The following is a 24,941-nucleotide window of genomic DNA, read 5'->3' as shown; positions in this document are numbered from 1 at the left end:
TTATCCACTTACTTTCCAACGCGCCATATTTGTTCTAGCAATATACTTACAACCGTACCTACAAATAAACCATTACCGAATATATATTGCATAACAGACGGCAAGGATTGGAGTGCTCCAGACGGTAAAAACATAACGCCACTTCCAAATAATACTGCCACTCCTAAAATCGTTACATTCCTTTCACTCATCGGCACTTGTTTTATATTATTAAATCCAATTCCAATTAATTGTACGAACGAAGCCATTAAAACAGCCGATGCGACAGCCGATGGTAAAGATGCTAAGTAACGAATAATACTTGGAAAAAGAGACATTACGACTAGTAACGCACATGCCATTAAGAACGATCGTATATATTTTTGTTTTGTTAAGCGTATAAATCCTGCCGTTGCTGGTAACGGAACGATACCTACAGTTGAAAATACGGAGGAAATGATATGCGAAATCCCTCCAACCCACGTACCATCCTTCAACTGTTTTTGTTCAATAGTTGCTTTATGAATGGTAGCTTGATTAATCGCTATAATAGCTGCCACTGTATTTGAAACTAAAATACATACCATAACGAAACTGGATACTGCCATACCAGTATTCCATTTTGGAAGTCCCCAAGCAAACATTTGTGGAAGTTGTACAAAATGAGTTACTTGAGATGGAACCGTCACTTTTCCTGCAATGAGAAAAATAATCCACCCGCTAATTAATCCTATTAAAACTGCATAACTTTTGATAAAACCTCTTCCAAAATTAGACAGTATAATAACGAACAAAAATATACTAAACGCAATTATCGCTGTAAATCCATCGATTTGAGAAATAGTAGCTGTAATTCCTAGCATTCCTTTTAAAAATACACCACTTAATTGTAAACATAATAAAAGTAAAAACGTCCCTGTCACAACTGGCGTAAATAAAAATAAAATACGTCCTATAAAACCAGTTACTCCTAATCCTATTAAAATAACACCGGAGATTATCATTCCTAACTCTAAAATTTGCAGTGTACTATGCAATTGATCTTGTCCGGCAGTTGCATAAGCAAGTACTGTAAATACACCAACCCAAGATCCAGCTGGTCCATCCGCAATTGGAAGTCTATGCCCAATCCATCCTTGTAAGAAAGAAGATATACCAACTACAAAAAACGTACGCTGCATTAAATAAAATATTTCTTCCGTCGTAAGATGAAATAATCCACCAACGACAATTGGTAGTGCGATTGAATTTGCTAATAGAAATATAAACCATTGCAAAGTTCCCATAATATGATTTTGGTTATGTTGATTGTCCAAAATGTCCATCCCTTCTAGCTTTCCTATAAAAAATATATTGTAAGAATAAAAAAGAAGAGTTCTATATTCACAATTAGAACCCTCCCCAAGGTATTTAAACGATTCTTCTACACAAGATTATTTAATTCCAGCTCATTTAAGCTTCCAACAACAATATTTCCTTTATACACAACTAAACTTTTTTCTGTTTGGCGTGCTACCGCTTCAGCAGTGCATGTCGCATTTGTCAAAACAAAGCTCGCTTCATCCCCTACATTCGGCCATACCCGCTTCCCTTCATTATTTAACGTTTCTTTTCCTCCCGTAATAAAGCGAATTGCTTTTCCTAAAGACCTTTCGTCACTCCATCCAAAACGCTCTGCTAATCGATTTGCCTTTTGAAGCATATCACCTGTTCCAAACGGTGACCAATGATCTGTAATGCTATCATTTCCTAATGAAACTTTAACACCTTTTTTATCTAATAACGGAATTGGAATTACTTGTTTACCAATTGGTACTGTTGAAGTAATATCAATATTTACAGCTGCGAGTCTTTCTGCCACTTCTTCAGCCTCTTTATCAGTAACACCACCAAGTCCAAGTGCATGACTAATTGTTACACGCCCTCGCCACCCTGCTTCTTCTGTTAAACTTGCCAATCTCTTCATCGTAAACGTTCCAAGATTATTCTCATCGTGTAAATGAATATCAACATCCGCATTAAATTCTACTGCGATATCCATAATTGTATGTAATGATTTTTCAATATCATTATCCACTGTAGCTGGATCTACTCCTCCGACTAGATGAGCACCCATACGCATCGCATCTTTCACGAGTTGCACAGAATTACTGCGCAATAATCCATGTTGCGGAAACGCAACAATTCTACTAGACACTCGATTTTTATATGTTTCTAATGCCGCTAACGTCGCCTCCAAATTACCAAGTCCAATAATCGGATCAACATTACAATGCGTTCTAATATTCGTTGCACCATTTCGCAGTAGTAACTCTAGCATATTTTCCGCTCTATCTTGAGCAGTTGCTAATTGCTTTAGTAAAATTTTTTCTTCTTCATTAAAACGTGTAAAAATACTTTCTGCTGGCTTACAAGCTTTCCAGGGGCCACTATAATATGTTTTATCAATGTGAATGTGCATCTCTTCGAAAGCTGGCAACATCAATAAGTGCTTAGCATCAAGCATTACTATATCTTCTTCTTGAACAACCCCTTCTATAATTTTTTTAATTCGTCCATCTTCAATGAGTAAACTACATAATTCTGTTTCTGTTCGCGAAATTCTCTCTTCTTCATATGTATACCTTGATTCAAGCATTACATTAGTCAACCAATATACTGTCATCCCTATTTCCCCACCCTTTATTAAAAATCACCTCATAACTACAAGTTTAATATCCACTGAAAATTAAGACAATTAATATGATCGTCTCTCAAAAAAAAATGTAATACAACCCCATAGTCTTCTCATAAATTTCCATATAGAATAAAAGTATGCAGTTTGATATAAAAAGGAGTTGATTGGAATATGTCAAAAAAGTTATGTAAATCCGAAACTGATAAAATGCTATTTGGTATATGTGGTGGTTTAGGAGAATATTTTGATATTAGCTCTACTCTTATTCGTATCATTTGGGTTATTGCTGTTTTATGTTTTGGGACAGGATTTTTAGTTTATTTCATTTGTTTATTACTTATGCCACGTTCGTACTAATGGTATCATTTCATATACTTAAGAAGAGCAAATCACCTATAGAATTCTATAGGTGATTTTTTCATGAAGAATATTTCATCGTTAAATGTAATACCGCCACTTCTTCTTCTTCATTTTTATAAACATGCTTCTTATTCGCTTCAAATTGGATGGAATCAAACTCATTTAATTCGTATACATCATTCTCCACTTGAATAGACACTTTCCCTTTCATTATCGTTACAAGCTCAATCGCACCTTCATGATGAGCTTCTGGTTCATATATACTATTTGATCGTAAACAAGCACGGTGCATTTCCATCCCTGTTTCTTTCGTATAACGGAACATCGTTTCTAAATGCCACGCTTGTCCTTCATCTACTGCAAATCCTTCTCCACAGCGCGCAACAGCTACAGGTTCTCCAACAACCATCAATCTGGATAAAGGAATTGATAACCCTTTCGTTATTTTCCAAATGACAGCTAGCGTCGGATTTGTTTCCCCTCTTTCAATTTTTCCTAATGTTAATTTACTTACTCCTGTTTTATGAGCTAATTCTTCTAAACTTAATTTCTGTTCATTTCGAATTTGTCTCAATAACTGTCCAACTTGTTGAATGACTTCTTTCGTTTGTATATCTTCATTTTCTTTCATATATAAAACCACCTTAAAGTATAAAATAGTTTACTTTTATTTAATTAAAGTATATCATACTATACATAATTATTTATTTTCGAAAGGAGTGCTATACTTTATGCGCGCAATTTTATTAGGTCTTTTATCATCTGCCTTTTTTTCTGCAACCTTTATTATTAATAGAGCAATGAATGTATCTGGAACGAGCTGGGCTTGGACAGCTTCCTTCCGTTTTTTATTTGCTCTTCCTATTTTATTCCTTATCGTTTTATTTCGCAAAAACTTTAGGGGATTATGGGAAGAATTAAAAAAACATCCATTAGCATGGATCGGATGGGGTTCCGTTGCAGGTATTGGTTTTTATTCTTTATTAAGTTTCGCAGCTGTCTTTTCTCCAGCTTGGCTCGTTGCTGGAACTTGGCAAGTTACGATTTTAGCTGGTTTACTACTATCACCACTATTTTTCGTGAAAATAGAAACAAAATCAGGTACGAAACTTGTACGTGGAAAAATTCCACTTCGTAGCTTATATGTTGCATTATTTATTTTACTTGGTGTAATTTGTATGCAAGCAACTGCAGCAGGCCATATTACAATGACTCAGTTCATTTCAGGTTTTTTACCTGTCGTATTAGCCGCTTTCTTATATCCGTTCGGTAACCGAAAAATGATGGAACTTGTTGGCGGACGCCTTGATACGTTCCAACGTGTATTAGGAATGGCTATTGGAAGTCTTCCTATAACAATTTTGCTTGGTGTATATGGATTTTCTACTACTGGCATTCCAACATCCAGCCAAATGCTTCAAGGGCTTTTATTAGCATTATGTTCCGGCGTTATTGCAACGATGACATTTTTCTTTGCTACTGACTTAGCAAAAGATAACCTCGCCTTACTCGGGGCAGTTGAAGCAACACAAGCTGGAACGATGGTATTTACCGTGCTTGGCGAAATCATTTTCTTAAATGGTTCATTCCCTGGAGGACTTTCCCTCATTGGAATGATTATTATTATGTTAGGAATGGTTGCAAATAGTATTTTAAACCGTTCTGTTCCAGTCGTTAAACAGAAAAAATCAGCATAAAAAAAGGGTATGGTTCTATAGAGATGAACCATACCCTTTTTTATTGTCCCCCTATTTCGCCTTATCAGAATAGTACTTCATTGGCTGTTTATACTAAAACTTATGTTATAATACGTTTCATGCGCATTAATAGGAGGTAAATTATGTTAAAAAAAGCAATCGCTGAATTTATTGGTACATTTGTACTTGTATTATTCGGAACTGGAGTAGCTGTCACTGGCGGCGGAATTGAAGGAATTGGAACATTAGGAATCGCTATGGCTTTCGGTCTATCTATTGTAGCTATGGCATATAGCATCGGAACAATTTCTGGATGTCACATTAACCCAGCAGTATCAATAGCTATGTTCATCAACAAACGAATGAACGCTATGGAACTTTGTTATTATGTATTAGCTCAAATTTTAGGTGGTTTATTAGGAACTGCAACGTTAGTAACAATTTTAAAATCTGCTAAAACACCTTTAGATAATTTAGGACAAAATGGTTTCGGAACTCTTGGTTTATCTGGAGCATTTTTAGTTGAGTTCATTTTAACTTTCGTATTCATTTTAGTTATCGTCGCTGTAACAGGTAAAAAAGGCAGTTCTTCTTTAGCGGGACTAGTAATTGGTTTCACATTAGTTTTAATTCACTTATTAGGAATTCCGTTAACTGGAACATCTGTTAACCCAGCTCGTAGTATCGCACCAGCTTTATTTGTTGGTGGAGAAGCACTTTCTCAACTATGGGTATTCATCGTAGCACCAATTCTTGGTGGTATCTTCGCAGCTATCGTAGGTAAATTCATTTTAAATACTGAAAAATAGAATTTTCAATATTTCTGAATAAAAAAAAGGCGAGCCCTCATTATGAGGAAGCTCGCTTTTTTATTCTTTCATTTTAGACTTTAAATTTGTAACTAATTGATCTACCGTTACATTTGCAAGTACGTTTTCCATCGCTTCTTGCGCTTGCATTAAAATAATTTCTAATACTGATTGAATATTAGCTCCTACTGGACATTCAATGTTGGGATTTTCATGGAAGGAAAATAGCTGTCCTTCTTCTACAACTTCCACTGCTTTATATACATCAAGTAATGTAATTTCTTCTAAATCTCGAGCAAGTGTCGTACCACCTTTACCAGCTTGTACATCAACAAGTCCTGCTCTCTTCAACATTCCTGTAATGCGACGAATCACAACTGGATTTGTATTCACACTACCGGCAATCCATTCAGAGGTACAGCGAGAGTTTCGATCTATCGCAAGTAATGTCAGCATATGAACACCTACTGTAAAACGACTACTAATCCCCATCTGCACACCCTCCTTTTTATTCATTCTATTAAAAGACAACTCTTATTATTATATACTATTTTTAATTTATACATAAAGAAAAAGCATGATTTCAATAGGAAATCATGCTTTTCTCTCATTATTGACGCTTTATAAATTTCGCTAAATCTTTAAATTTAACTTTATCTGAGTAATTCATTACGCCGTTTACGTAAATGCGGCTTGTAACAGCATTTAATACCGCAATTGTCGCCAATAAGACCGCTAATGTTATCGTAATTTCTAGCATACCTGCTTCACCAGCTACAATACGTGAGAAGGTAACCATCGGTGTAAAAAATGGAACGTAAGAACTTACAACAACGATAGTACTATTCGGATCACTTAATGATTTAATACTAATGAAGAATGCAGCCATAATTAAAATCATTACCGGGAAAGATACAGCTTGTAAATCCTCCGTCTTAGACACGACAGCTCCAGCAGCAGCATACATCATCGCATATAGTAAATATCCCGTAATGAAATAAACAAGAAACATGCTGATAACCTTTGCATCTAATTTCGTAAAGTCAATTGGAATACCAAATAGTGAGGCACTTTCTAAATCAACCCAACCCAACAAATATGGAATAAGATAACCACACGCCAATATGACAAGTTGCAATAACGCCGTTGAAACAACCGCTAAAATTTTCGCATACATCATTGTAAGAGGCTTCACTTTCGGAAGCATTACTTCCATTACACGTGACGCCTTTTCAGATGCAATATTCATTGCGATTGTATTTCCGAACGCTACAATAAACATATATAAAGCAAATGTAAAGAAATAGGCAATTCCGAAAGAAGATGTACGATCTTTTATCGCTTCTTGCTTTACTTGAATTTCTGTTTGTAATTGCTGTGCAATTTCTGGTGAAACATTATTTTTTGCAATCGTCACCATCGTATATTGTTGCTTTAAATATCCCGCCATAATTGCGGAAGTTGCTTGGCTTGGAAATCCATTATACATATATGTAATCGATGGAGCCCCACCCTTTTCCGTCACATGGAATAGACCATCTAAATCGCCATCTTCTACTTGCTTATGCAGTTTATCAAAATCATCCTTTGAACCCAGTGTTATTTTTGCTGATGGCAATAGCTTATTTAGCTCATCTTTTTGTACTTTATATGTGGAACTCTCTACTACAACTGCAATTTTATCTTTATCCTTATTTTTATCATCGCCTGAAGTAAAATGATTAAATGCAAAAATCCCAAACACAACTAAAAATAAAATCGCACTCGTAATTAATGATTTTTTAGATAAAAACGCTTCCCTAAAATAAAATGAAAATACGTGAGAAAATTTACGCATCGTTATTTCGCCCTCTCTACAAAGATTTCGTTTAACGTCGGCTCTAACATTTTAAATTGTCGTAAGCTAACACCTTGCTCTTGCAACTGTTGCAAAATCTCGAGAGCTTCCGCATCGCCTTGTACTTTCACATAAAGAAGGCCTTGTTGTTTTTCATACGATACATGTATAGCTTCTAATCCCTTTTCATTCTCTACTGTATCTTCAATCGTTAAATTACGGAAACCGTATTCTTTCTTAATATCACTTAGCTGTCCTTTTACGACTGCTTCACCTTTTTTCAAAATACATACATGTTGGCAAAAAGCCTCTACTTGTTCCATACGATGACTTGATAAAATAATCGTCTTTCCGCTCTGTACTTGTTCTTCAATAATACTAGCTAACATCCCGGCATTAACTGGATCAAGGCCACTGAATGGTTCATCTAAAATGAGAAGTTCCGGATTATGAAGAAGAGCAGCAATTAATTGGATTTTTTGCTGATTCCCTTTTGAAAGCTCTCCAGCCGTTTTAAATTTATATTCTGGTATCGCTAAACGCTCTAACCAGTGATCAATAGCGTGATCTACTTCTTTCTTCGACATCCCTTCTAATCTACCAAAATATCGCAGCTGGTCTATTACTCTACTTTTTGTATATAAACCTCTTTCTTCTGGTAAATACCCAATTGTTACGCCACTATTCCCAAATGCTTTTCCATCCCACGTAATCGAACCTTCATTAGGCGTTAATAATCCGAGAAGCATTTTGATTGTTGTTGTTTTCCCTGCACCATTTCGTCCAAGTAACCCTAGTACTTCACCTTTTGGTAACGAAATTTGTAAACCGTTAACAGCTTTTGATTCCCCAAATTGTTTCGTTAAGTTTTGAATTTGTAAACTCAAAGTTTAAAGCCTCCCCTTTAGTATCATTCGTACTCTCTTTCAAAGACTATGTTTATTCAAGACAAAATATAGCGCTACACTTCATCCTCTTATATGTAAACACCGTCATTAATCCATCATTTGTTCTATTTAGTTAAAATTGTAAATAATAAAGCGCTCTTTGTCAATTATAATTGTCATTTCGACAATTAAACTTGTCAAAACAACTGTTATTATTTTGCTCATCTTTCTAATATAGGACATACTACTATATATATAAAAGACAATATGCAAATGTTCATATAAAAATATTATATTTTAATATATAATATAAAATGATTTTCTAACATCAAGGAGGATACATATGAAGATGAAGAGGGGCATTACCACTTTATTATCTGTAGCGGTTCTATCTACATCACTTGTAGCATGTTCAGGAACACCAGAGAAAACAGTGGCGAAAGAAGAGAAAGTAAAATTAACAGAACAACAATTAATGGCTGATTTATGGTATCAAACAGCCGGTGAAACGAAAGCACTTTACTACCAAGGGTACAACATTGGTCAATTAAAACTTGATGCAGTTCTTGCAAAAGGGACAGAGAAAAAACCTGCTATCGTACTTGATTTAGACGAAACTGTTTTAGATAACAGTCCTCATCAAGCAATGAGCGTAAAAACAGGCAAAGGTTATCCTTACAAATGGGATGATTGGATTAACAAAGCTGAGGCTGAAGCCCTTCCAGGCGCAATTGATTTCTTAAAATATACAGAGTCTAAAGGTGTAGATATTTACTATATCTCAAATCGTAAAACGAACCAACTAGATGCAACAATTAAAAATCTTGAGCGTGTAGGTGCTCCTCAAGCAACGAAAGAACATATATTACTACAAGATCCGAAAGAAAAAGGAAAAGAAAAACGCCGTGAACTCGTTTCTCAAACTCATGATATTGTCTTATTCTTCGGTGATAACTTATCTGATTTCACAGGTTTTGATGGAAAATCTGTAAAAGATCGTAACCAAACAGTAGAAGATTCAAAAGTACAATTTGGTGAGAAATTCATTATTTTCCCGAATCCAATGTATGGCGATTGGGAAGGCGCTTTATATGATTATGATTTCAAAAAATCAGATGCAGAAAAAGATAAAATCCGTCGCGGCAACTTAAAATCATTTGAAGTAAAATAAAGAGGATGGCATTCGCCATCCTCTTTATTTTGCTTTCTCTGTTAAAGGCAAGATAAATACTTCCACACGTCTATTCTTTGCCTTTCCTTCTTGTGTATCGTTTGGAGCAATCGAACGGTATTCTCCGTAACCAATCGCACTAAATTTTTCTGGTTGTAATTCTTTATTTTGCAGTAATACTTGCATAAAATTAACTGCCCGCTGCGTACTTAATTCCCAATTCGACGCAAACTGTGCATTGGCAATAGGGACATTATCCGTATGACCGGATACTGTAATTTCACGAGGTGACGCTGAAACAAGTAAGCTAGACATTTCTTTTGCAATCCCTAAAGATTCTAATTTCACATCTGCTTTCCCCGAATCAAACAGTATATTTTCTAATATTGTCACCATTAATCCCTTTTCAGTTAATTTAGTTTGAAAAGAAGAGGATAATTGTTTTTCATTAATATATTGATCAATCTTTTTTTGTAATGCTTTCAATTCATCCATCTCTTTTTTTTCTTTAGCTCTAGCTTCTTCTTGTTTTTTTGCTTGTTCTGCCTCAAGGCTACTTGCCGATAATTCTTTTTCATCATTTGGCTTTTGATCACTTAAAAATTCTTTGTTACCTGTTCCCCCGGCTAATTCACTTCGAAAAGCAACTGCCATCTGTTTAAACTTCGCAGCATCTATACTACTCATTGCGAATAAAACGATAAACAATGCAAATAACAACGTTAACATATCAGAATATGGGATTAACCACGTTTCATCGATATGCTCATCATGTTTTTTCTTTTTGCCTCTTCTATTTTTCTTACTCCGCATTTTTTTCTGCTCCTTTTTCTAGCTTTTTACGCTCAGTTGCAGAAAGTGCACCTAAAATGCGGTTCTTCATAATAAACGGATATGTACCTTCTTGTAACATTAATAAACAATCAATGATTAAACGTTTTTTCTCAATTTCAGCTGAAGATTTTTGCTTTAACTTATTTGCAAATGGATGCCATAATACATACCCTGAAAAAATACCAAAAATCGTTGCAATAAATGCACCCGAAATAGCATGACCTAACTTTTCAATATCAGTTAAGTTACCAAGCGCAGCTACAAGACCGATAACAGCACCTAAAACTCCTAATGTCGGTGCATACGTACCAGCTTGTGAAAAAATAGCAGCTCCCTTTGCATGTCTTTCTTCAATTGCCTCTAATTCAGATTCCAAAATTTGCTCTAAATCTTCTGCGGATACGCCATCAATCACAAATTTCATACCGCGCAAAAGAAATTCATCTTGAATTTTGTCTAATTGTTGCTCTAAAGACAAAATACCGTATTTTCTACTTTCAGATGTCCAATGAACAAATAATTCTAGCAACTGTTCATAACTTAAATCCTTTTTATTTGAACCAAAAAGAACTTTAAATAGTTTTGGAACCCTTTTTAGTTGATTCATCGGAAATGCAATACATACTGCAGCAAATGTACCGATAAAAATAATTAATGCTGCGGCAGGATTTAATAAGGCTGTTACGTCAGCGCCCTTGACGACCATCCCTACTACCACTGCTAAAAATCCTAAAATAAGTCCAATAATTGTTGCAAAATCCATTCCCATTCACTCCTAGTCTATACAAGAAGTTCTTTATTCTCGATAATCGCTACATCTTCTTATGTATATATATTACATAAAAAATGCAATTCATGAAAGATAAGAAATGAATTATATAAAAAAATACTACAAATTCACACATTTTCTGACATTTTCTTTGCATTTCTATTACGTTATGACTCTTATATTTCTTTTCCAACAAACTAGACTTATAATAAAAAAAGATACATATTTTATTAAGAAGGGACTGTGATTACAAGGCATTATGAAAAAGATAATAATTATTTCTGCCACTACTATTGTAATCGGTATCACATCTTTCGCTTACTTTGGTTCTAAATCACCACTACATAATGAAGCGAAAGCTGTCGAAAGTCAAAAACATAATAACCACCCAAAAGAAGAGATTCCTGCTTTTCCAAAAGCTGATCATAATGCAAAGAAAATAGACAATGACTTTTCAGTTGTAACAAATCCAAAATCTAATCTTGTCTTAATTAATAAACATCGAAAACTACCAGATGGATACACTCCTGAAGACTTAACAAGACCAAACGTACCATTCACTAGTCCAAAAGATAAAGAAAAAACGCTACTACGCAAAGATGCTGCAGAAGCACTTGAAAACATGTTCAAAGCTGCAAAAAAAGAAGGGATTGATCTTACAGCTGTATCTGGTTATCGTTCATACAAACGTCAAAAATCGTTGCATGATACATACGTTAGACGTCAAGGAAAAGCTGAAGCTAATTCAGTAAGCGCAATTCCTGGTACAAGTGAACACCAAACGGGTTTAGCAATGGATATTAGTTCAAAAACAGCTAAATTTCAATTAGAGCCTATCTTCGGAGAGACAGCAGAAGGAAACTGGGTCGCGGAACACGCTCATAAATTCGGCTTTGTCATTCGTTACTTAGAAGATAAAACAGATACAACAGAATATGCATATGAACCATGGCACTTACGCTACGTTGGTAATCCATACGCTACATACCTATATAAACATCACTTAACATTAGAAGAAGCAATGGAAGACAAAAAATAAGAGAGCAAATTGCTCTCTTATTTTTCTTTCACTCTATCATTGTAGTAATTTCTTCTTCCATTCTTCAGGCCACGGTTCGCCTCTTCCTGTTTTTTTCGACGCTTGAACCATCATTCCACGACCTACTAAACAAACCTCTCCTTCTGCATTCTTCACCATATAATGTAAATCCAAAGAAGAATTCCCAACCGATCCTGCCTTTACATACACCTTCAACTGTTCATCATAATATATTTGCTTAATAAAATTACATTGTAAATCCGCAACAACGATCATCGTGTCTGATGATGTATGTGTCCACTCTTGCATAAATCCAAGTTCTTTAAACAACGCGATACGAGCTTCTTCAAAATAAGTAAAAGCAACGACATTATTTACATGTCCAAACATATCTACTTCACCAAAACGAACCTTTACAGGATTGTAAAATAAAAAACCACTTTCCCATTTCTCGAAGTCTTCAATATAAGAAATTCTCTTCAACGTTATCTCCTCTTCCTCTCAAAAAAACAGAATAAACTGAAAAATACAGTTATAAATATTGCCCCTTCAAGATGAAGAGGCAATATTTATTAATAGTTATTATCGCTACCAAAGAAATCTTTGAACGATTGAATTGTTGTATCACGGTTTAATGCCGCAATTGAAGTTGTTAAAGGAATACCCTTCGGACATGATTGCACACAGTTTTGAGAGTTACCACAGTTCGCTAGTCCTCCATCTCCCATAATTGCACGTAAGCGATCTGCTTTATGCATTTCACCCGTTGGATGTGAGTTGAATAAGCGAGCTTGTGATAACGGCGCTGGTCCAATAAAGTCAGACTTACTGTTTACGTTTGGACATGATTCTAAGCAAACACCACATGTCATACATTTTGAAAGCTCATAAGCCCATTGACGCTTTTTCTCAGGCATTCTTGGTCCTGGACCTAGGTCATACGTACCATCAATTGGAATCCAAGCTTTAACGCGTTTTAGAGCATTAAACATGCGACTGCGGTCAACTTGTAAATCACGTACAACTGGGAATGTCTTCATCGGCTTTAAGCGAATTGGCTGTTCTAATTGATCAATAAGAGCCGTACATGATTGACGTGGCTTTCCGTTAATAACCATTGAACATGCTCCGCATACTTCCTCTAAGCAGTTCATATCCCATGCAATCGGAGTTGTTTGATTCCCTTTTGAATCAACAGGATTACGACGAATTTCCATAAGCGCCGAAATAATATTCATATTCGGACGATATGGAATTTCAAACTCTTGGTCAAACGCTTGTGCATCTGGTCCATCTTGTCTCGTAATGATGAGGCGGATTGTTTTCTCAGACATGTTGTTTATCCCCCTTCTCTTCACCCTTAGCAGCTACATCATGTTTTGAAGAATAATCACGTTTACGTGGTTTAATTAATGAAACATCAACGTCTTCGTAATGGAATGCTGGTGCATTTCCTTCTCCTTCAAATTTTGCCATCGTAGTTTTTAAGAAGTTTGCATCATCACGATTTGGGAATTCAGGTTTGTAATGCGCCCCGCGGCTCTCATTACGGTTATATGCGCCAATTGTAATAACACGTGCTAACTCAAACATATTTGCAAGTTGACGTGTAAATGAAGCACCTTGGTTACTCCATCTCGCTGTATCGTTAATGTTAATACGTTTGTAACGAGCCATTAACTCTTCAATTTTCGCATCTGTTTCTAATAACTTTTTATTTTCACGAACTACTGTAACGTTATCTGTCATCCATTCTCCAAGCTCTTTATGAAGAACATATGCATTTTCATTACCATCCATCGTTAAAATATTGTTAAATTTCTCTGTTTCGATTAATTCATTTTGCTCATATACAGTAGACGAAACAGCATCTGATGATTTAGAAAGACCTTTCATATATTCAATTGCGTTTGGTCCTGCTACCATACCACCATAAATTGCTGATAATAGTGAGTTTGCACCAAGGCGGTTACCACCGTGCATAGAATAATCACACTCACCTGCTGCAAATAAACCTGGAATACTCGTCATTTGCTTATAGTCAACCCATAGTCCGCCCATTGAATAGTGAACAGCTGGGAAGATTTTCATTGGTAGTTTACGAGGATCATCACCTGTAAATTTCTCATAGATTTCAATGATTCCACCAAGTTTAATATCTAGTTCTTTCGGATCTTTATGAGAAAGATCTAAGTACACCATGTTTTCACCGTTAATACCTAGTTTTTGCTCTACGCAAACATCAAAGATTTCACGCGTTGCGATATCACGAGGTACAAGGTTTCCGTAAGCCGGATATTTTTCTTCTAAGAAGTACCATGGCTTACCATCTTTATATGTCCAAACACGTCCACCTTCACCACGTGCAGATTCACTCATAAGACGTAATTTATCGTCTCCTGGAATTGCCGTTGGGTGAATTTGAATGAACTCACCATTTGCATAATATGCGCCTTGCTGATATACAGCAGACGCTGCTGTACCTGTATTAATAATGGAGTTTGTTGATTTTCCGAAAATGATACCAGGGCCCCCTGTTGCCATAATCACGGCATCAGCTCCGAAACTTTTAATCTCCATAGTTTGTAAGTCTTGTGCAACGATTCCTCGGCACACACCTTCATCATCAACAACAGCTCGTAAGAAATCCCAACCTTCATATTTCGTTACAAGTCCTGCTACTTCATGACGACGTACTTGCTCATCTAATGCGTAAAGTAATTGCTGTCCAGTTGTTGCACCAGCGAATGCTGTACGGTGATGTTGTGTTCCACCAAATCGACGGAAATCAAGAAGTCCTTCTTCCGTACGGTTGAACATAACACCCATACGGTCCATTAAATGAATGATACCAGGTGCTGCTTCACACATTGCTTTAACTGGTGGTTGGTTCGCTAAGAAGTCCCCACCATAGATTGTATCGTCAAAGTGGATCCATGGAGAATCCCCTTCACCTTTCGTATTTACGGCACCGTTAATTCCGCCCTGAGCACATACAGAATGTGAACGTTTTACTGGTACTAAAGAAAACAGTTCAACATTCACTCCTGCTTCTGCCGCTTTAATCGTTGCCATTAAGCCAGCCAAGCCACCGCCGACTACTATAAGTTTCCCTTTCATGCTCTCCCACTCCTTACTGATTTGCTAGCTGTGGATCGATGAACGCTAATAATGCACTCACACCTACATAAGATAGACCTAAGAAAATAGCTAATGTTACATAAGTAGAGATTCTTTGTGAACGTGGAGATACTGTAATTCCCCAGCTGATGCAGAATGTCCATAGTCCATTTGCAAAGTGGAAAATTGTTGAAACAACACCAACTAAGTAGAATGCAAACATAGCTGGATTGTTTAAAATATCTGCCATCATATCATAGTTTACCTCTTTACCTAACATTGCTTGAATACGAGTTTCCCAGACGTGCCAAGAAATGAAAATCAGCGTAACGATACCTGAAATTCTTTGGAAGACGAACATCCAGTTACGGAAATAACCGTAAGAAACCGCATTGTTCTTAGCTGTAAATGCAATATATAAGCCATATATAGCATGGTACAGTATCGGTAAAAAGATGATGAAAATTTCTAGCGCATACCGGAATGGAAGGAGCTCCATAAAGCCTGCAGCTTTGTTAAAAGCCTCTGCTCCTCTTGTTGCAAAGTTGTTTACAATTAGATGTTGCGTCAAAAAGACACCAACCGGGATGACCCCCATTAATGAGTGCCACTTACGAAACGTATACTCGCGGCCTTTCATGTCCCCATTACCCCCTTGAATGTTTGACTGCTGTTTTCAGATTAATTTATAACAATAATGTTTTTTCACTATTGGCATAAGAAAAACTGAAAAAATTATTCGAAATATTTCAGCATAATTTGATAACAAGTTCATTTTACCCCTATTTTTGTCGAAGCGTCAAGAAAACGTATACATAATTTGCATATAATTTGCCAATTCTTTTTTTCTTCTCAGATATTGAGATTTCCCTAAAGAAAAATCTGTTTTTATAAATGAAAAATGTTATATAATAATCCCTATAGAAAGAGGGGAATATTGTGAGTAAAAATACAATCGATATAACATCTTTAGAAGATGTTTCATTGAACGCCTTCGCTTATGAATTGCTACGTGAAGAATTACTACCTGATTTAATCGGCAACGATTTAGATGGTATTTTATACTGGTCTGGTAGAAACCTTGCAAGAAAATATCCGCTAGAAACAATTGAAGAAGTCATTCAGTTCTTTGAAAAGGCTGGCTGGGGCACTTTAAGCATTATTGAACATAAGCGTCGTGAAATGCAGTTCCAACTTAAAGGCACACTCATTGCAGAACGTCAAAAACAAAAAAGGCATTCTTCTTATCAACTAGAAGCTGGATTCATCGCTGAACAAATTCAAAAGCAACGGAACGTCGTTGCAGAGTCATATGAAGAAAAGAAAAAACGTTCTGACTCTATTACATTTCTTGTGAAATGGGATATAAAAGATCTCATTGAAGTGTAAGCATTACCTACAGTCAACTAGACATATCAGTTTAGTTGACTTTTTTGTATTTTCATTCACGTCAATTTATTTTAAATCTTCAGAAATTATAACAAAAAATAGAAGACATTGTAAACTACAACGTCTTCTTATCTGTTAAATACGTATAAATCGTCTCTGCAACATTTTTTGGCATACCTGCTTCGACAAATTCTGCTACAGAAGCTTCTTTCATCTTCTTTAATGAACCAAAATGTTTTAACAATACCTTTTTCCGTTTATCACCGATTCCTGGAATGTCATCCAATGCTGATTGAATGACAGATTTCCCGTGTAATTGACGATGGAATGTAATCGCAAATCGATGCACCTCGTCTTGAATACGCTGCAATAAATAAAATTCTTGGCTATTTCTCTCAAGCACCACAGGTTCCGGGGGATCTCCAATAATTAAATGGGAGGTTTTATGTTTGTCATCTTTTACAAGACCTGCCATCGGAATATATAATCCGAGCTCATTCTCTAAAATATCACTTGCAGCCGCCAAGTGGCCTTTTCCGCCATCAATAATAATCAAATCCGGTAAAGGTAAATTTTCTTTAAGCGCCCTTGTATAACGGCGTCTCACAACTTCCCTCATAGACTCATAATCATCTGGCCCTTGAACCGTTTTAATTTTATATTTCCTATATTCTTTCTTCGCTGGTTTCCCATCGATAAAAGCAATCATTGCAGAAACGGGATTTGTTCCTTGAATATTTGAGTTATCAAACGCTTCAATACGATACGGTGTTTCAATTCCAAGCTGCTTCCCTAAATGATCTACCGCTTTAATCGTTCGTTCTTCATCACGTTCGATTAAGTAAAACTTCTCTTCAAGAGCAATTTTTGCGTTTTTATTTGCTAATTCTACAAGGTCTTTTTTCTTACCACGTTTCGGCTGTGTCGCTTCCACTTCTAAAAAGCGCTCTACTAATTCCGAGTCTATACTTCCTGGAACGACAATTTCCTTCGGCTTAAAATGACTACTGTTTTCATAAAATTGGCCGATAAACGTTAAAAAGCCCTCTTCTGGTTCATCGTAAATCGGAAACATAGAAACATCACGTTCAATTAGCTTGCCTTTTCGAACGAAGAAAACTTGAACACACATCCATCCTTTATCCACTGCATATCCAAACACATCGCGATCCACTAAGTCACTCATAATCATCTTTTGTTTTTCCATAATCGCATCAATATGAGCAATTTGATCACGCAACTCTTTTGCACGTTCAAACTCTAGTTTCTCTGAGGCCTCATACATTTTTATTTCTAATTCTGAACGAACTTCTTTATGCCCACCATTTAAAAACTTAATAATTTCATCTACAATTTCTTTATTTTGTTCTTCCGTCACTTCTTTCACACAAGGCGCTAGACATTGATCCATATGATAATACAAACAAACTTTATCTGGCATATTCGTGCATTTCCGAAGTGGATACATACGATCTAGCAGTTTTTTCGTTTCATGAGCAGATTGTGCATTTGGATAAGGACCAAAATACTTTCCTTTATCCTTTTTTACATTTCGAGTAATGAGTAAGCGCGGTTGTTTCTCCGCTGTAATTTTAATAAAAGGATATGTTTTATCATCTTTTAATTGAATATTATATTTCGGATCATATTTTTTAATTAGATTTAACTCTAAAATAAGTGCTTCTAAATTCGAAGAGGTTACAATATATTCAAAATCAACAATTTCTCCTACAAGCCGCAGTGTTTTCCCATCATGTGAACCAGTAAAGTACGAGCGCACACGATTTTTAAGCACTTTTGCCTTTCCGACATATATAACCGTTCCTTGCTTATCTTTCATTAAATAACAACCAGGTTGATCTGGTAAAATAGCCAACTTTTCTTTCAAATGTTCGTGCACTCGTCTCCCTCCATTTCTACATGCTTAGCATTTTTATTTTCACTTGAAAACATACTATGCCAAAACACCCAACATACGTTCCTTTATTGTAACGGAAAGGATCTAAAAAAGAAAATAAAAAAAGCTACCATTTGGTAGCTTTTTTTATTTTAGAAGTGTTTAGAAACTAATTCTACTAACGCTTCTTTCGGTTTGTAACCTAACGCTTGATCAACTACTTTACCGTCTTTTAATACGAAAAGAGCTGGAATACTCATTACTTCGAATTGACGAGCAGTTTCTTGGTTTTCATCAACATCTACTTTTACTACTTTTACTTTTTCGCCTAATTCTGCATCGATTTCCTCTAATACAGGAGCGATCATTTTACAAGGTCCACACCAAGGTGCCCAGAAATCTAATAATACAACACCTTCGCTAGTTTCAGCTGCGAAGCTTTGGTCATTTGCGTTTACAATTGCCATTTTATTTCCTCCTTCAAGTATATTCTACCAAGAGTATATCATTAACTTATATACGTGGCGAATAATATGTATCGTTATGTATTGTAACAAAAAAATGTTCCTTTATACTATATAAAAATACGGATTAAATACTAAAAAGATGAGAGACAGGGGATCTCTCACCTTTTTCTATATATAGGGGTACTTCACTTGGAACTCAAGGGTACTTAAATCATGAATGTACTTTTAACTTTTTAAACTCTTCTGTTAAAAGAGGTACAACTTCGAACAAGTCACCGACAATACCGTAGTCAGCTACTTTGAAGATACTTGCTTCTGGATCTTTATTAATCGCAACGATTATTTTTGAGTTAGACATACCTGCTAAATGCTGAATCGCACCAGAAATACCACATGCAATGTATAAGTCTGGCGTAACAACTTTACCAGTTTGACCAATTTGTAATGAGTACTCACAGTATTCAGCGTCACAAGCACCACGAGATGCCCCAACAGCGCCGCCTAGTACGTCAGCTAACTCTTTTAATGGTTTAAATCCTTCTTCACTCTTCACACCGCGTCCGCCAGCGATAATAACTTTCGCTTCAGAAAGATCAACACCTTCTGCTGTTTTACGGACAACATCCTGAATGATTGTACGTAAATCTTTCACATCAACTGTAATAGAAGATACGTCACCGCTGCGAGACTCATCTTTTTCCAGAGTTGCAATGTTATTTGGACGCACTGTCGCAAATAAGATGCCGTCTGTTACAATCTTCTTCTCGAATGCTTTACCAGAGTAAATCGGACGAGTGAAGATAACATTTCCACCTTCAACCTCTAAAGCAGTTACGTCAGAAACTAAACCAGCTTCAAGCTTCGCTGCTAATTTTGGTGATAAATCTTTACCAAGTGCTGTATGTCCAAAGACAATACCTTCTGGATTTTCTTCAGCATGTACAGCTAAAAACGCTTGTGCATAACCATCAGATGTATATGATTTTAATTTATCATTTTCAACTGTCACAACGCGATCTGCACCGTAATGAATCAATTCATTTGCAAAAGAGGCAACGCTGTCTCCAACTAGAAGACCTACTACTTCACCGCCTTCTGCAATTGTTTTTGCTGCTGCTACCGCTTCAAACGAAACGTTACGTAGCGATCCATCACGAACTTCACCCATTACTAATACTTTACGAGCCATAGATTTTCCCTCCTGCATATATAATTTCGTATTTTATTAGATTACTTTCGCTTCTGTATGGAGCAACGATACAAGTTCTTTTACTTGATCTTGCAGCTCGCCTTGTAACACTTTTCCTGCATCTTTCTTAGGAGGCAAATAGATTTCAATTGTTTTTGTCTTTGCTTCCACATCATCTTCTTCTAAATCTAAATCATCTAATTCTAATTCTTCTAGTGGCTTTTTCTTCGCTTTCATAATACCTGGAAGCGATGGATAACGAGGTTCATTTAAACCTTGCTGTGCTGTTACTAACACTGGTAATGAAGTTGCAATCACTTCTGTATCACCTTCAACATCACGCTCAATCTTCACATTTGTACCGTCAATTTCAAGTTTTGTAATTGTCGTTACATACGGAATATTTAACGCTTCAGCTACGCGTGGACCTACTTGTCCAGATGCACCATCAATTGCAACGTTTCCACCTAAAATTAGATCTGCATCTTTATCTTTTAAATATTCAGCAAGCACTTTTGCTGTCGTGAACTGGTCACCATTTTCTACATCATCTTCAATATTAATTAATACCGCTTTATCACAGCCCATCGCTAATGCAGTACGAAGTTCTTTCTCACTATCTTCGCCACCGACTGTTACAACTGTAACTTCTCCACCTTGTGCGTCTCTTACTTGAATTGCTTCTTCAATTGCATATTCATCGTAAGGGTTGATGATGAATTCCGCTTCGCCATCGTAAATTGCACCGTTTTTAATTACGATTTTTTCTTCTGTATCAAATGTTCGTTTCATGAGTACGTAGATGTTCATTCCATTTACCCCCTTGTTTTTCAGAAATATTCTATCAATTTTAATTTTCTGTTAATTTATATTAAAAAAATAATTGAACTACCTGCCACTAAATGAAGGTTTACGCTTTTCTAAAAATGCAGCTACACCTTCTCTTCCATCTTCACTCGTAAATACTTCACCAAAAATTTGTGATTCACGTTGTACACCTTCATAGTAATGAGACGATTTGGTCGTTTGCAATAACTCTAGTACAGCACGAGTTGTTGCTGGACTTTTTCCAGCAATTTGTTTTGCGACTTTAAGCGTATCATCTAAAAGTGATTCTTCAGAGAACAATCCGTTAACAAGTCCCCATTTCAATGCTTCTGCACCAGTAATTGGTGTACTTGTTAACATCATTTCACAAGCTTTTGCTTTCCCAACATAACGTGGTAAGCGCTGTGTACCTGCAAAGCCAGGAATTAATCCAAGTGTTAATTCAGGTAAACCAAGTTTTGCACTTTCAGTTGCAAAGCGCATGTGGCAAGACATAGCAAACTCAAGGCCGCCGCCCAGTGCCGCTCCATGAATTGCCGCAATAACTGGTTTTGAACATTTTTCAACACGCTCAAACGTAACTTGTCCAAGCTGTGCTAATTCTGTTGCTTGCTTCGCTTCAGTAACAGATGTAAATTCTTTAATATCTGCTCCTGCTGAGAAGAAACGTCCTTCACCGTGAATAACAACAACACGAATGTTATCATCCTTTTCCACTTGATCAATTAATTCAGTAACGTCATGCATAACTTGTGAAGACATCGCATTTGCTGGTGCATGATTTAACGTCGCCACCGCGATATGATCTTCAACTCTTACAGATAGGAATTTCAACATGATCCCTCCCATTATTGACGATAACCACAAGCTGCAATGAGTAGCCCATGTACCGTTTTTGAAAGTGCGACCAGATCATACTTATGATCGCTCATTACCCAATTGGTCACAACTTCATCTACTGTTCCAAAGATCATTTGTCTTGCCACGCGAACATTTAAATCTGCTTGAAATTCACCTTGTTTTATACCAGTCTCTAAAATCTCATCCATAACTTGTAAGTAGCCTTTTAATACTTCATTTATTTTAAGGCGCAAGTCTTGATTGGACTGCCTGAGCTCTAATTGCGTAACGATAGCAAGGGGATCATTTTGTGACAACAGCAAGAAGTGCGTTTCTACCAACATGAATAACTTCGATACAGCGCTTTCAATTCCTGCTGTTTTTTGACGAATTGTTTCGACAAAATCTCCCATCTTCTCTTGGAATAAGGATATTAATATATCTTCTTTATTTTTAAAATATAAATAAATCGTGCCATCAGCTACCCCAGCTTGCTTTGCGATTTTAGAAACTTGCGCTTGGTGGTACCCATTCTCCGCAATCACAATGACTGCCGCATCAATAATTTGATTGTATTTCGGTCTATTTTTCTTCACTTTACTGTCCCCTTCAAGAAGATGACTGAATGAATAGTCATTCACATTCTTATAATACTGACTATTTAGAAAAGTGTCAATCCTATTTTTTCAAAAAGAAAGGGCCTTAGCCCGTTTGCTCATCCTCATTCTTTCTCTTCTCTTCATCCATTAAAACACGGCGTAAAATTTTCCCTACTGTCGTTTTCGGCAATTCATCTCTAAACTCATATACTTTCGGCACTTTATAAGCCGCTAAATATTTACGTGCAAACTGATTTAATTCTTCCTCAGAGCACTCCGTACCTTCTTTTAACACAACAAATGCTTTAACTGTCTCTCCTCTGTACGGATCTGGAACTCCAATTGTCACTACTTCTTGCACTTTTTCATGCTCATATAATACTTCTTCAACTTCACGAGGATACACATTAAATCCACTCGCGACAATCATATCTTTCTTGCGATCTTTTACATAGAAGAATCCATCTTCATCCATGTATCCAACGTCACCTGTATGGAGCCAGCCATCTTGCAATACAGCCGCTGTTTCCTCTGGCTTATTCCAGTATCCTTTCATAATTTGAGGACCTTTCACTACAATTTCCCCTATTTCTCCTGGTGGTAATGCCTCACCAGTTTCAAGTGACATAATGATTGCCTCTGTATCTGGCCACGGAACTCCAATGCTACCCGGCACTCGCTTTTCCCATAAAAAATTACTATGTGTAACCGGAGATGATTCTGTTAAACCATATCCCTCTACTAGTTTACCACCTGTAACTTTTTCGAACTTTTCCTGTACTTCTACTGGCAGTGGTGCTGATCCACTAATACAAGCACGAATAGAAGAAATATCGTATTCTTTTAAAAGCGGGCTATTTAAAAGAGCGATATAAATAGTTGGAGCCCCTGGAAACAATGTCACTTTATGCTTCTTAATCGCTTCAAAAACCATTTTCATATCAAACTTTGGAATAAGGACCATTTTGTATCCTTGCATAATACTTAAATTCATAACAGCTGTCATACCATAAACATGGAAAAATGGAAGAACCCCAAGGACGACTTCTTCACCTTCGTTACAATTATATAACCAATGCACTCCCATCAAAGTGTTAGAAACGAGGTTTTTATGCGTTAACATAACTCCTTTTGGAAATCCGGTTGTTCCTCCTGTGTACTGTAAAAGAGCTAGATCATTTTCAGGATCACAAGGCACCTCAACATTCGTATTCACTTCTTTTTCTACTGAATTCCAAAGATGAATCGTTTCACTCTCTGATACTTTCACAACTAAATTCGACTGTTTTTTCTGCACAAATGGATACAATAGATTTTTAGGGAATGGTAAAAAGTCTGCAATACGAGTTACGATAATATGCTCAATTTTTGTAGCAGATTGAACATTCGTTACTCTTGGAAACACTAAATCGAGACAAAGAATTACTTTTGCTCCCGAGTCATGAAGCTGATATTCTAATTCCCTTTCTGTATACAGTGGATTGGTTTGTACTACGATACCTCCCGCAAGTAATGTACCGTAATAACCAATTACAGCTTGCGGACAATTCGGCAACATAATAGCAACTCGATCACCCTTTTCCACACCGAGCTTTTGAAGATAATTTGCAAACCTCTTCACCTTATCATGGAAGTCCGAAAACGTAATATCCTTCCCTAAAAAGTGAAGCGCTTTCTTTTCTGGGTAGCGAGAAGCCATCTGTTCTACATATCCATGAAGTGGCTGAATATCATAAGAAATCGTACTAGGAATTTCCTCTGGATAACTTTTCAACCATGTTTTTTCCACCTTCATTCCCCCTTCAAATACATAAAAAATAAAGTGAAACTTTAATCAGTGGGGATTTTTCAGCCCCACTGATTATTAGCCCACACCAATCGGGATTTTACGGGCAGTTAATCACCCAGCTAACTTCTTTACTTTCGCTGAATTTTGAGGCGGGATCTTACTGCCCGTTAATGCGGGATAAATGAATGTTCATTCATGATGGTTATTTTCATTATATTATAGTCACCATAGCGTTACAATCATAATATTCTGACTTTTTTATAACTATGCTTTACTTCATTAACTTCTTATTATATGTAGAAACTCTCCTAATCTTAAAAGAGTAAGAGAGTTTGTCATTAACTTAATCTTATAATCGTTAATACCGCTCCTGGGGTAGTTGTTGATAATGTCGCAACAGCTAACAAACCAAATAATTGCAAACTAATTGCACTCCCCGCCGCAAGGGTCGTAATAATTGTCGCACTAAATGATGTCGTTGCTAATGCAGGAGAATTAATAGTCCCAGCAAGCGGTGCCCCATTAATTGTAATTCGTGAACTAACTAATAATGAAGCGGTTATATTAATTGTATATGAAATATAATAGTTCCCTGCATTTGCAACCGTAAATACTGTGTTCCCCCCAGACACTGTAATACCTGGACCGATATTCTGATTGTTTGGAAGCGGGACATTTGTTCCACCTAGTAGTACCGATATTGCTGTTCCCGACGTATTATTTGCAAATGCGTATGTTGCCGTTATACTTGTGCCTGTTGCTCC

At 36.4% G+C, this 24,941-nt stretch carries 26 protein-coding genes; 6 read left to right on the top strand and 20 right to left on the bottom strand.

Annotation, left to right across the window (positions count from 1 at the left end; genetic code table 11):
* Nucleotides 1-8 precede the first annotated feature (8 nt).
* Together MR167_RS10395 and MR167_RS10390 are read right to left on the bottom strand one after the other, a co-directional pair.
* Nucleotides 9-1,304, bottom strand: a complete 1,296-nt coding sequence (locus MR167_RS10395; protein WP_086397222.1) for a purine/pyrimidine permease — start codon at nucleotides 1,302-1,304, stop codon at nucleotides 9-11.
* Nucleotides 1,305-1,402: 98 nt separating this feature from the next.
* Nucleotides 1,403-2,644 (bottom strand): amidohydrolase family protein, encoded by a 1,242-nt coding sequence (locus tag MR167_RS10390; RefSeq protein WP_000219575.1) that lies wholly within the window; start codon nucleotides 2,642-2,644, stop codon nucleotides 1,403-1,405.
* A gap of 183 nt (nucleotides 2,645-2,827) precedes the next feature.
* Here MR167_RS10390 and MR167_RS10385 point away from each other — a divergent pair, with 183 nt between their 5' ends.
* Entirely contained in the window at nucleotides 2,828-3,013 is a 186-nt protein-coding gene (locus MR167_RS10385) for a PspC domain-containing protein (RefSeq protein WP_000038411.1), read from the top strand.
* 61 nt (nucleotides 3,014-3,074) lie between these two features.
* Here the strand turns inward: MR167_RS10385 and MR167_RS10380 are convergent, their stop codons facing one another.
* A complete protein-coding gene (locus MR167_RS10380; protein ID WP_000661914.1) occupies nucleotides 3,075-3,647 on the bottom strand; it encodes a helix-turn-helix domain-containing protein in 573 nt (190 codons plus the stop codon).
* Nucleotides 3,648-3,747: 100 nt separating this feature from the next.
* Here MR167_RS10380 and MR167_RS10375 point away from each other — a divergent pair, with 100 nt between their 5' ends.
* Nucleotides 3,748-4,713, top strand: coding sequence for a DMT family transporter (locus tag MR167_RS10375; RefSeq protein WP_001201632.1), 966 nt, complete (start codon nucleotides 3,748-3,750; stop codon nucleotides 4,711-4,713).
* Between the two features lie 143 nt (nucleotides 4,714-4,856).
* Nucleotides 4,857-5,522, top strand: coding sequence for an aquaporin (locus MR167_RS10370; RefSeq protein ID WP_000913211.1), 666 nt, complete (start codon nucleotides 4,857-4,859; stop codon nucleotides 5,520-5,522).
* Nucleotides 5,523-5,582: 60 nt separating this feature from the next.
* On the opposite strand, the gene MR167_RS10365 is transcribed toward MR167_RS10370, so the two are convergent.
* From MR167_RS10365 to MR167_RS10355, 3 genes are all read right to left on the bottom strand, one after another.
* Nucleotides 5,583-6,014, bottom strand: coding sequence for an Rrf2 family transcriptional regulator (locus MR167_RS10365; protein WP_000512998.1), 432 nt, complete (start codon nucleotides 6,012-6,014; stop codon nucleotides 5,583-5,585).
* A 118-nt stretch (nucleotides 6,015-6,132) separates the two neighbouring features.
* Nucleotides 6,133-7,359: an ABC transporter permease gene (locus tag MR167_RS10360; RefSeq protein WP_001224985.1), complete on the bottom strand. Its 1,227-nt coding sequence runs from the start codon at nucleotides 7,357-7,359 to the stop codon at nucleotides 6,133-6,135.
* 2 nt (nucleotides 7,360-7,361) lie between these two features.
* Nucleotides 7,362-8,246 carry an ABC transporter ATP-binding protein gene (locus tag MR167_RS10355; RefSeq protein WP_000058118.1) on the bottom strand — a complete coding sequence of 295 codons (885 nt, stop codon included), beginning with the start codon at nucleotides 8,244-8,246 and terminating at the stop codon, nucleotides 7,362-7,364.
* Nucleotides 8,247-8,589: 343 nt separating this feature from the next.
* Here MR167_RS10355 and MR167_RS10350 point away from each other — a divergent pair, with 343 nt between their 5' ends.
* Nucleotides 8,590-9,417: a 5'-nucleotidase, lipoprotein e(P4) family gene (locus MR167_RS10350; RefSeq protein ID WP_242314535.1), complete on the top strand. Its 828-nt coding sequence runs from the start codon at nucleotides 8,590-8,592 to the stop codon at nucleotides 9,415-9,417.
* Between the two features lie 24 nt (nucleotides 9,418-9,441).
* Here the strand turns inward: MR167_RS10350 and motB are convergent, their stop codons facing one another.
* Together motB and motA are read right to left on the bottom strand one after the other, a co-directional pair.
* A complete protein-coding gene (motB, locus tag MR167_RS10345; protein ID WP_001256733.1) occupies nucleotides 9,442-10,230 on the bottom strand; it encodes a flagellar motor protein MotB in 789 nt (262 codons plus the stop codon).
* On the bottom strand, nucleotides 10,220-11,014 hold the full coding sequence (motA, locus tag MR167_RS10340) for a flagellar motor stator protein MotA (RefSeq protein ID WP_000344851.1): 795 nt from the start codon (nucleotides 11,012-11,014) through the stop codon (nucleotides 10,220-10,222). The genes motB and motA overlap by 11 nt, the downstream gene beginning before the upstream one ends.
* A 265-nt stretch (nucleotides 11,015-11,279) precedes the next feature.
* On the opposite strand from motA, the gene MR167_RS10335 reads away from it, so the two are divergent.
* Nucleotides 11,280-12,059: a M15 family metallopeptidase gene (locus MR167_RS10335; RefSeq protein ID WP_000720194.1), complete on the top strand. Its 780-nt coding sequence runs from the start codon at nucleotides 11,280-11,282 to the stop codon at nucleotides 12,057-12,059.
* Between the two features lie 36 nt (nucleotides 12,060-12,095).
* Here the strand turns inward: MR167_RS10335 and MR167_RS10330 are convergent, their stop codons facing one another.
* The 4 genes from MR167_RS10330 to sdhC all read right to left on the bottom strand — a co-directional run bounded on the left by MR167_RS10330 (nucleotide 12,096) and on the right by sdhC (nucleotide 15,819).
* On the bottom strand, nucleotides 12,096-12,542 hold the full coding sequence (locus MR167_RS10330; RefSeq protein ID WP_000822726.1) for an acyl-CoA thioesterase: 447 nt from the start codon (nucleotides 12,540-12,542) through the stop codon (nucleotides 12,096-12,098).
* 89 nt (nucleotides 12,543-12,631) lie between these two features.
* Nucleotides 12,632-13,393: a succinate dehydrogenase iron-sulfur subunit gene (gene sdhB, locus MR167_RS10325; protein WP_001291827.1), complete on the bottom strand. Its 762-nt coding sequence runs from the start codon at nucleotides 13,391-13,393 to the stop codon at nucleotides 12,632-12,634.
* Complete coding sequence (gene sdhA, locus MR167_RS10320) at nucleotides 13,386-15,179, bottom strand: succinate dehydrogenase flavoprotein subunit (protein ID WP_000676742.1); 1,794 nt, start codon at nucleotides 15,177-15,179, stop codon at nucleotides 13,386-13,388. The genes sdhB and sdhA overlap by 8 nt, the downstream gene beginning before the upstream one ends.
* Before the next feature lie 13 nt (nucleotides 15,180-15,192).
* Nucleotides 15,193-15,819 (bottom strand): succinate dehydrogenase cytochrome B558, encoded by a 627-nt coding sequence (gene sdhC / locus MR167_RS10315; RefSeq protein ID WP_000678354.1) that lies wholly within the window; start codon nucleotides 15,817-15,819, stop codon nucleotides 15,193-15,195.
* 299 nt (nucleotides 15,820-16,118) lie between these two features.
* Here sdhC and MR167_RS10310 point away from each other — a divergent pair, with 299 nt between their 5' ends.
* Nucleotides 16,119-16,568: a YslB family protein gene (locus tag MR167_RS10310; RefSeq protein ID WP_000042214.1), complete on the top strand. Its 450-nt coding sequence runs from the start codon at nucleotides 16,119-16,121 to the stop codon at nucleotides 16,566-16,568.
* 115 nt (nucleotides 16,569-16,683) lie between these two features.
* On the opposite strand, the gene uvrC is transcribed toward MR167_RS10310, so the two are convergent.
* The 8 genes from uvrC to MR167_RS10270 all read right to left on the bottom strand — a co-directional run.
* On the bottom strand, nucleotides 16,684-18,468 hold the full coding sequence (gene uvrC, locus MR167_RS10305) for an excinuclease ABC subunit C (protein WP_000544290.1): 1,785 nt from the start codon (nucleotides 18,466-18,468) through the stop codon (nucleotides 16,684-16,686).
* Nucleotides 18,469-18,617: 149 nt separating this feature from the next.
* Nucleotides 18,618-18,932, bottom strand: a complete 315-nt coding sequence (gene trxA, locus MR167_RS10300) for a thioredoxin (protein WP_001018943.1) — start codon at nucleotides 18,930-18,932, stop codon at nucleotides 18,618-18,620.
* A 211-nt stretch (nucleotides 18,933-19,143) separates the two neighbouring features.
* Nucleotides 19,144-20,121 (bottom strand): electron transfer flavoprotein subunit alpha, encoded by a 978-nt coding sequence (gene etfA, locus MR167_RS10295; protein WP_000101957.1) that lies wholly within the window; start codon nucleotides 20,119-20,121, stop codon nucleotides 19,144-19,146.
* A 36-nt stretch (nucleotides 20,122-20,157) separates the two neighbouring features.
* Nucleotides 20,158-20,931 carry an electron transfer flavoprotein subunit beta gene (gene etfB, locus MR167_RS10290; protein ID WP_001029028.1) on the bottom strand — a complete coding sequence of 258 codons (774 nt, stop codon included), beginning with the start codon at nucleotides 20,929-20,931 and terminating at the stop codon, nucleotides 20,158-20,160.
* A 78-nt stretch (nucleotides 20,932-21,009) separates the two neighbouring features.
* Complete coding sequence (locus tag MR167_RS10285; RefSeq protein ID WP_000911292.1) at nucleotides 21,010-21,786, bottom strand: enoyl-CoA hydratase; 777 nt, start codon at nucleotides 21,784-21,786, stop codon at nucleotides 21,010-21,012.
* 11 nt (nucleotides 21,787-21,797) lie between these two features.
* The gene (locus tag MR167_RS10280) at nucleotides 21,798-22,385 is read right to left on the bottom strand and encodes a TetR/AcrR family transcriptional regulator (RefSeq protein WP_000742213.1); all 588 of its coding nucleotides are present in this window, start codon (nucleotides 22,383-22,385) and stop codon (nucleotides 21,798-21,800) included.
* Nucleotides 22,386-22,491: 106 nt separating this feature from the next.
* Complete coding sequence (locus tag MR167_RS10275; protein WP_000416317.1) at nucleotides 22,492-24,177, bottom strand: long-chain-fatty-acid--CoA ligase; 1,686 nt, start codon at nucleotides 24,175-24,177, stop codon at nucleotides 22,492-22,494.
* A 338-nt stretch (nucleotides 24,178-24,515) separates the two neighbouring features.
* Nucleotides 24,516-24,941 (bottom strand): BclA C-terminal domain-containing protein (locus MR167_RS10270; RefSeq protein ID WP_481746700.1); only part of this gene is annotated, 426 nt, incomplete at its 5' end.

It is taken from the genome of Bacillus cereus group sp. BfR-BA-01355 (assembly GCF_022663675.1).
Classification (GTDB): domain Bacteria; phylum Bacillota; class Bacilli; order Bacillales; family Bacillaceae_G; genus Bacillus_A; species Bacillus_A thuringiensis_S.
This window is presented reverse-complemented; position numbering and strand designations above follow the sequence as displayed.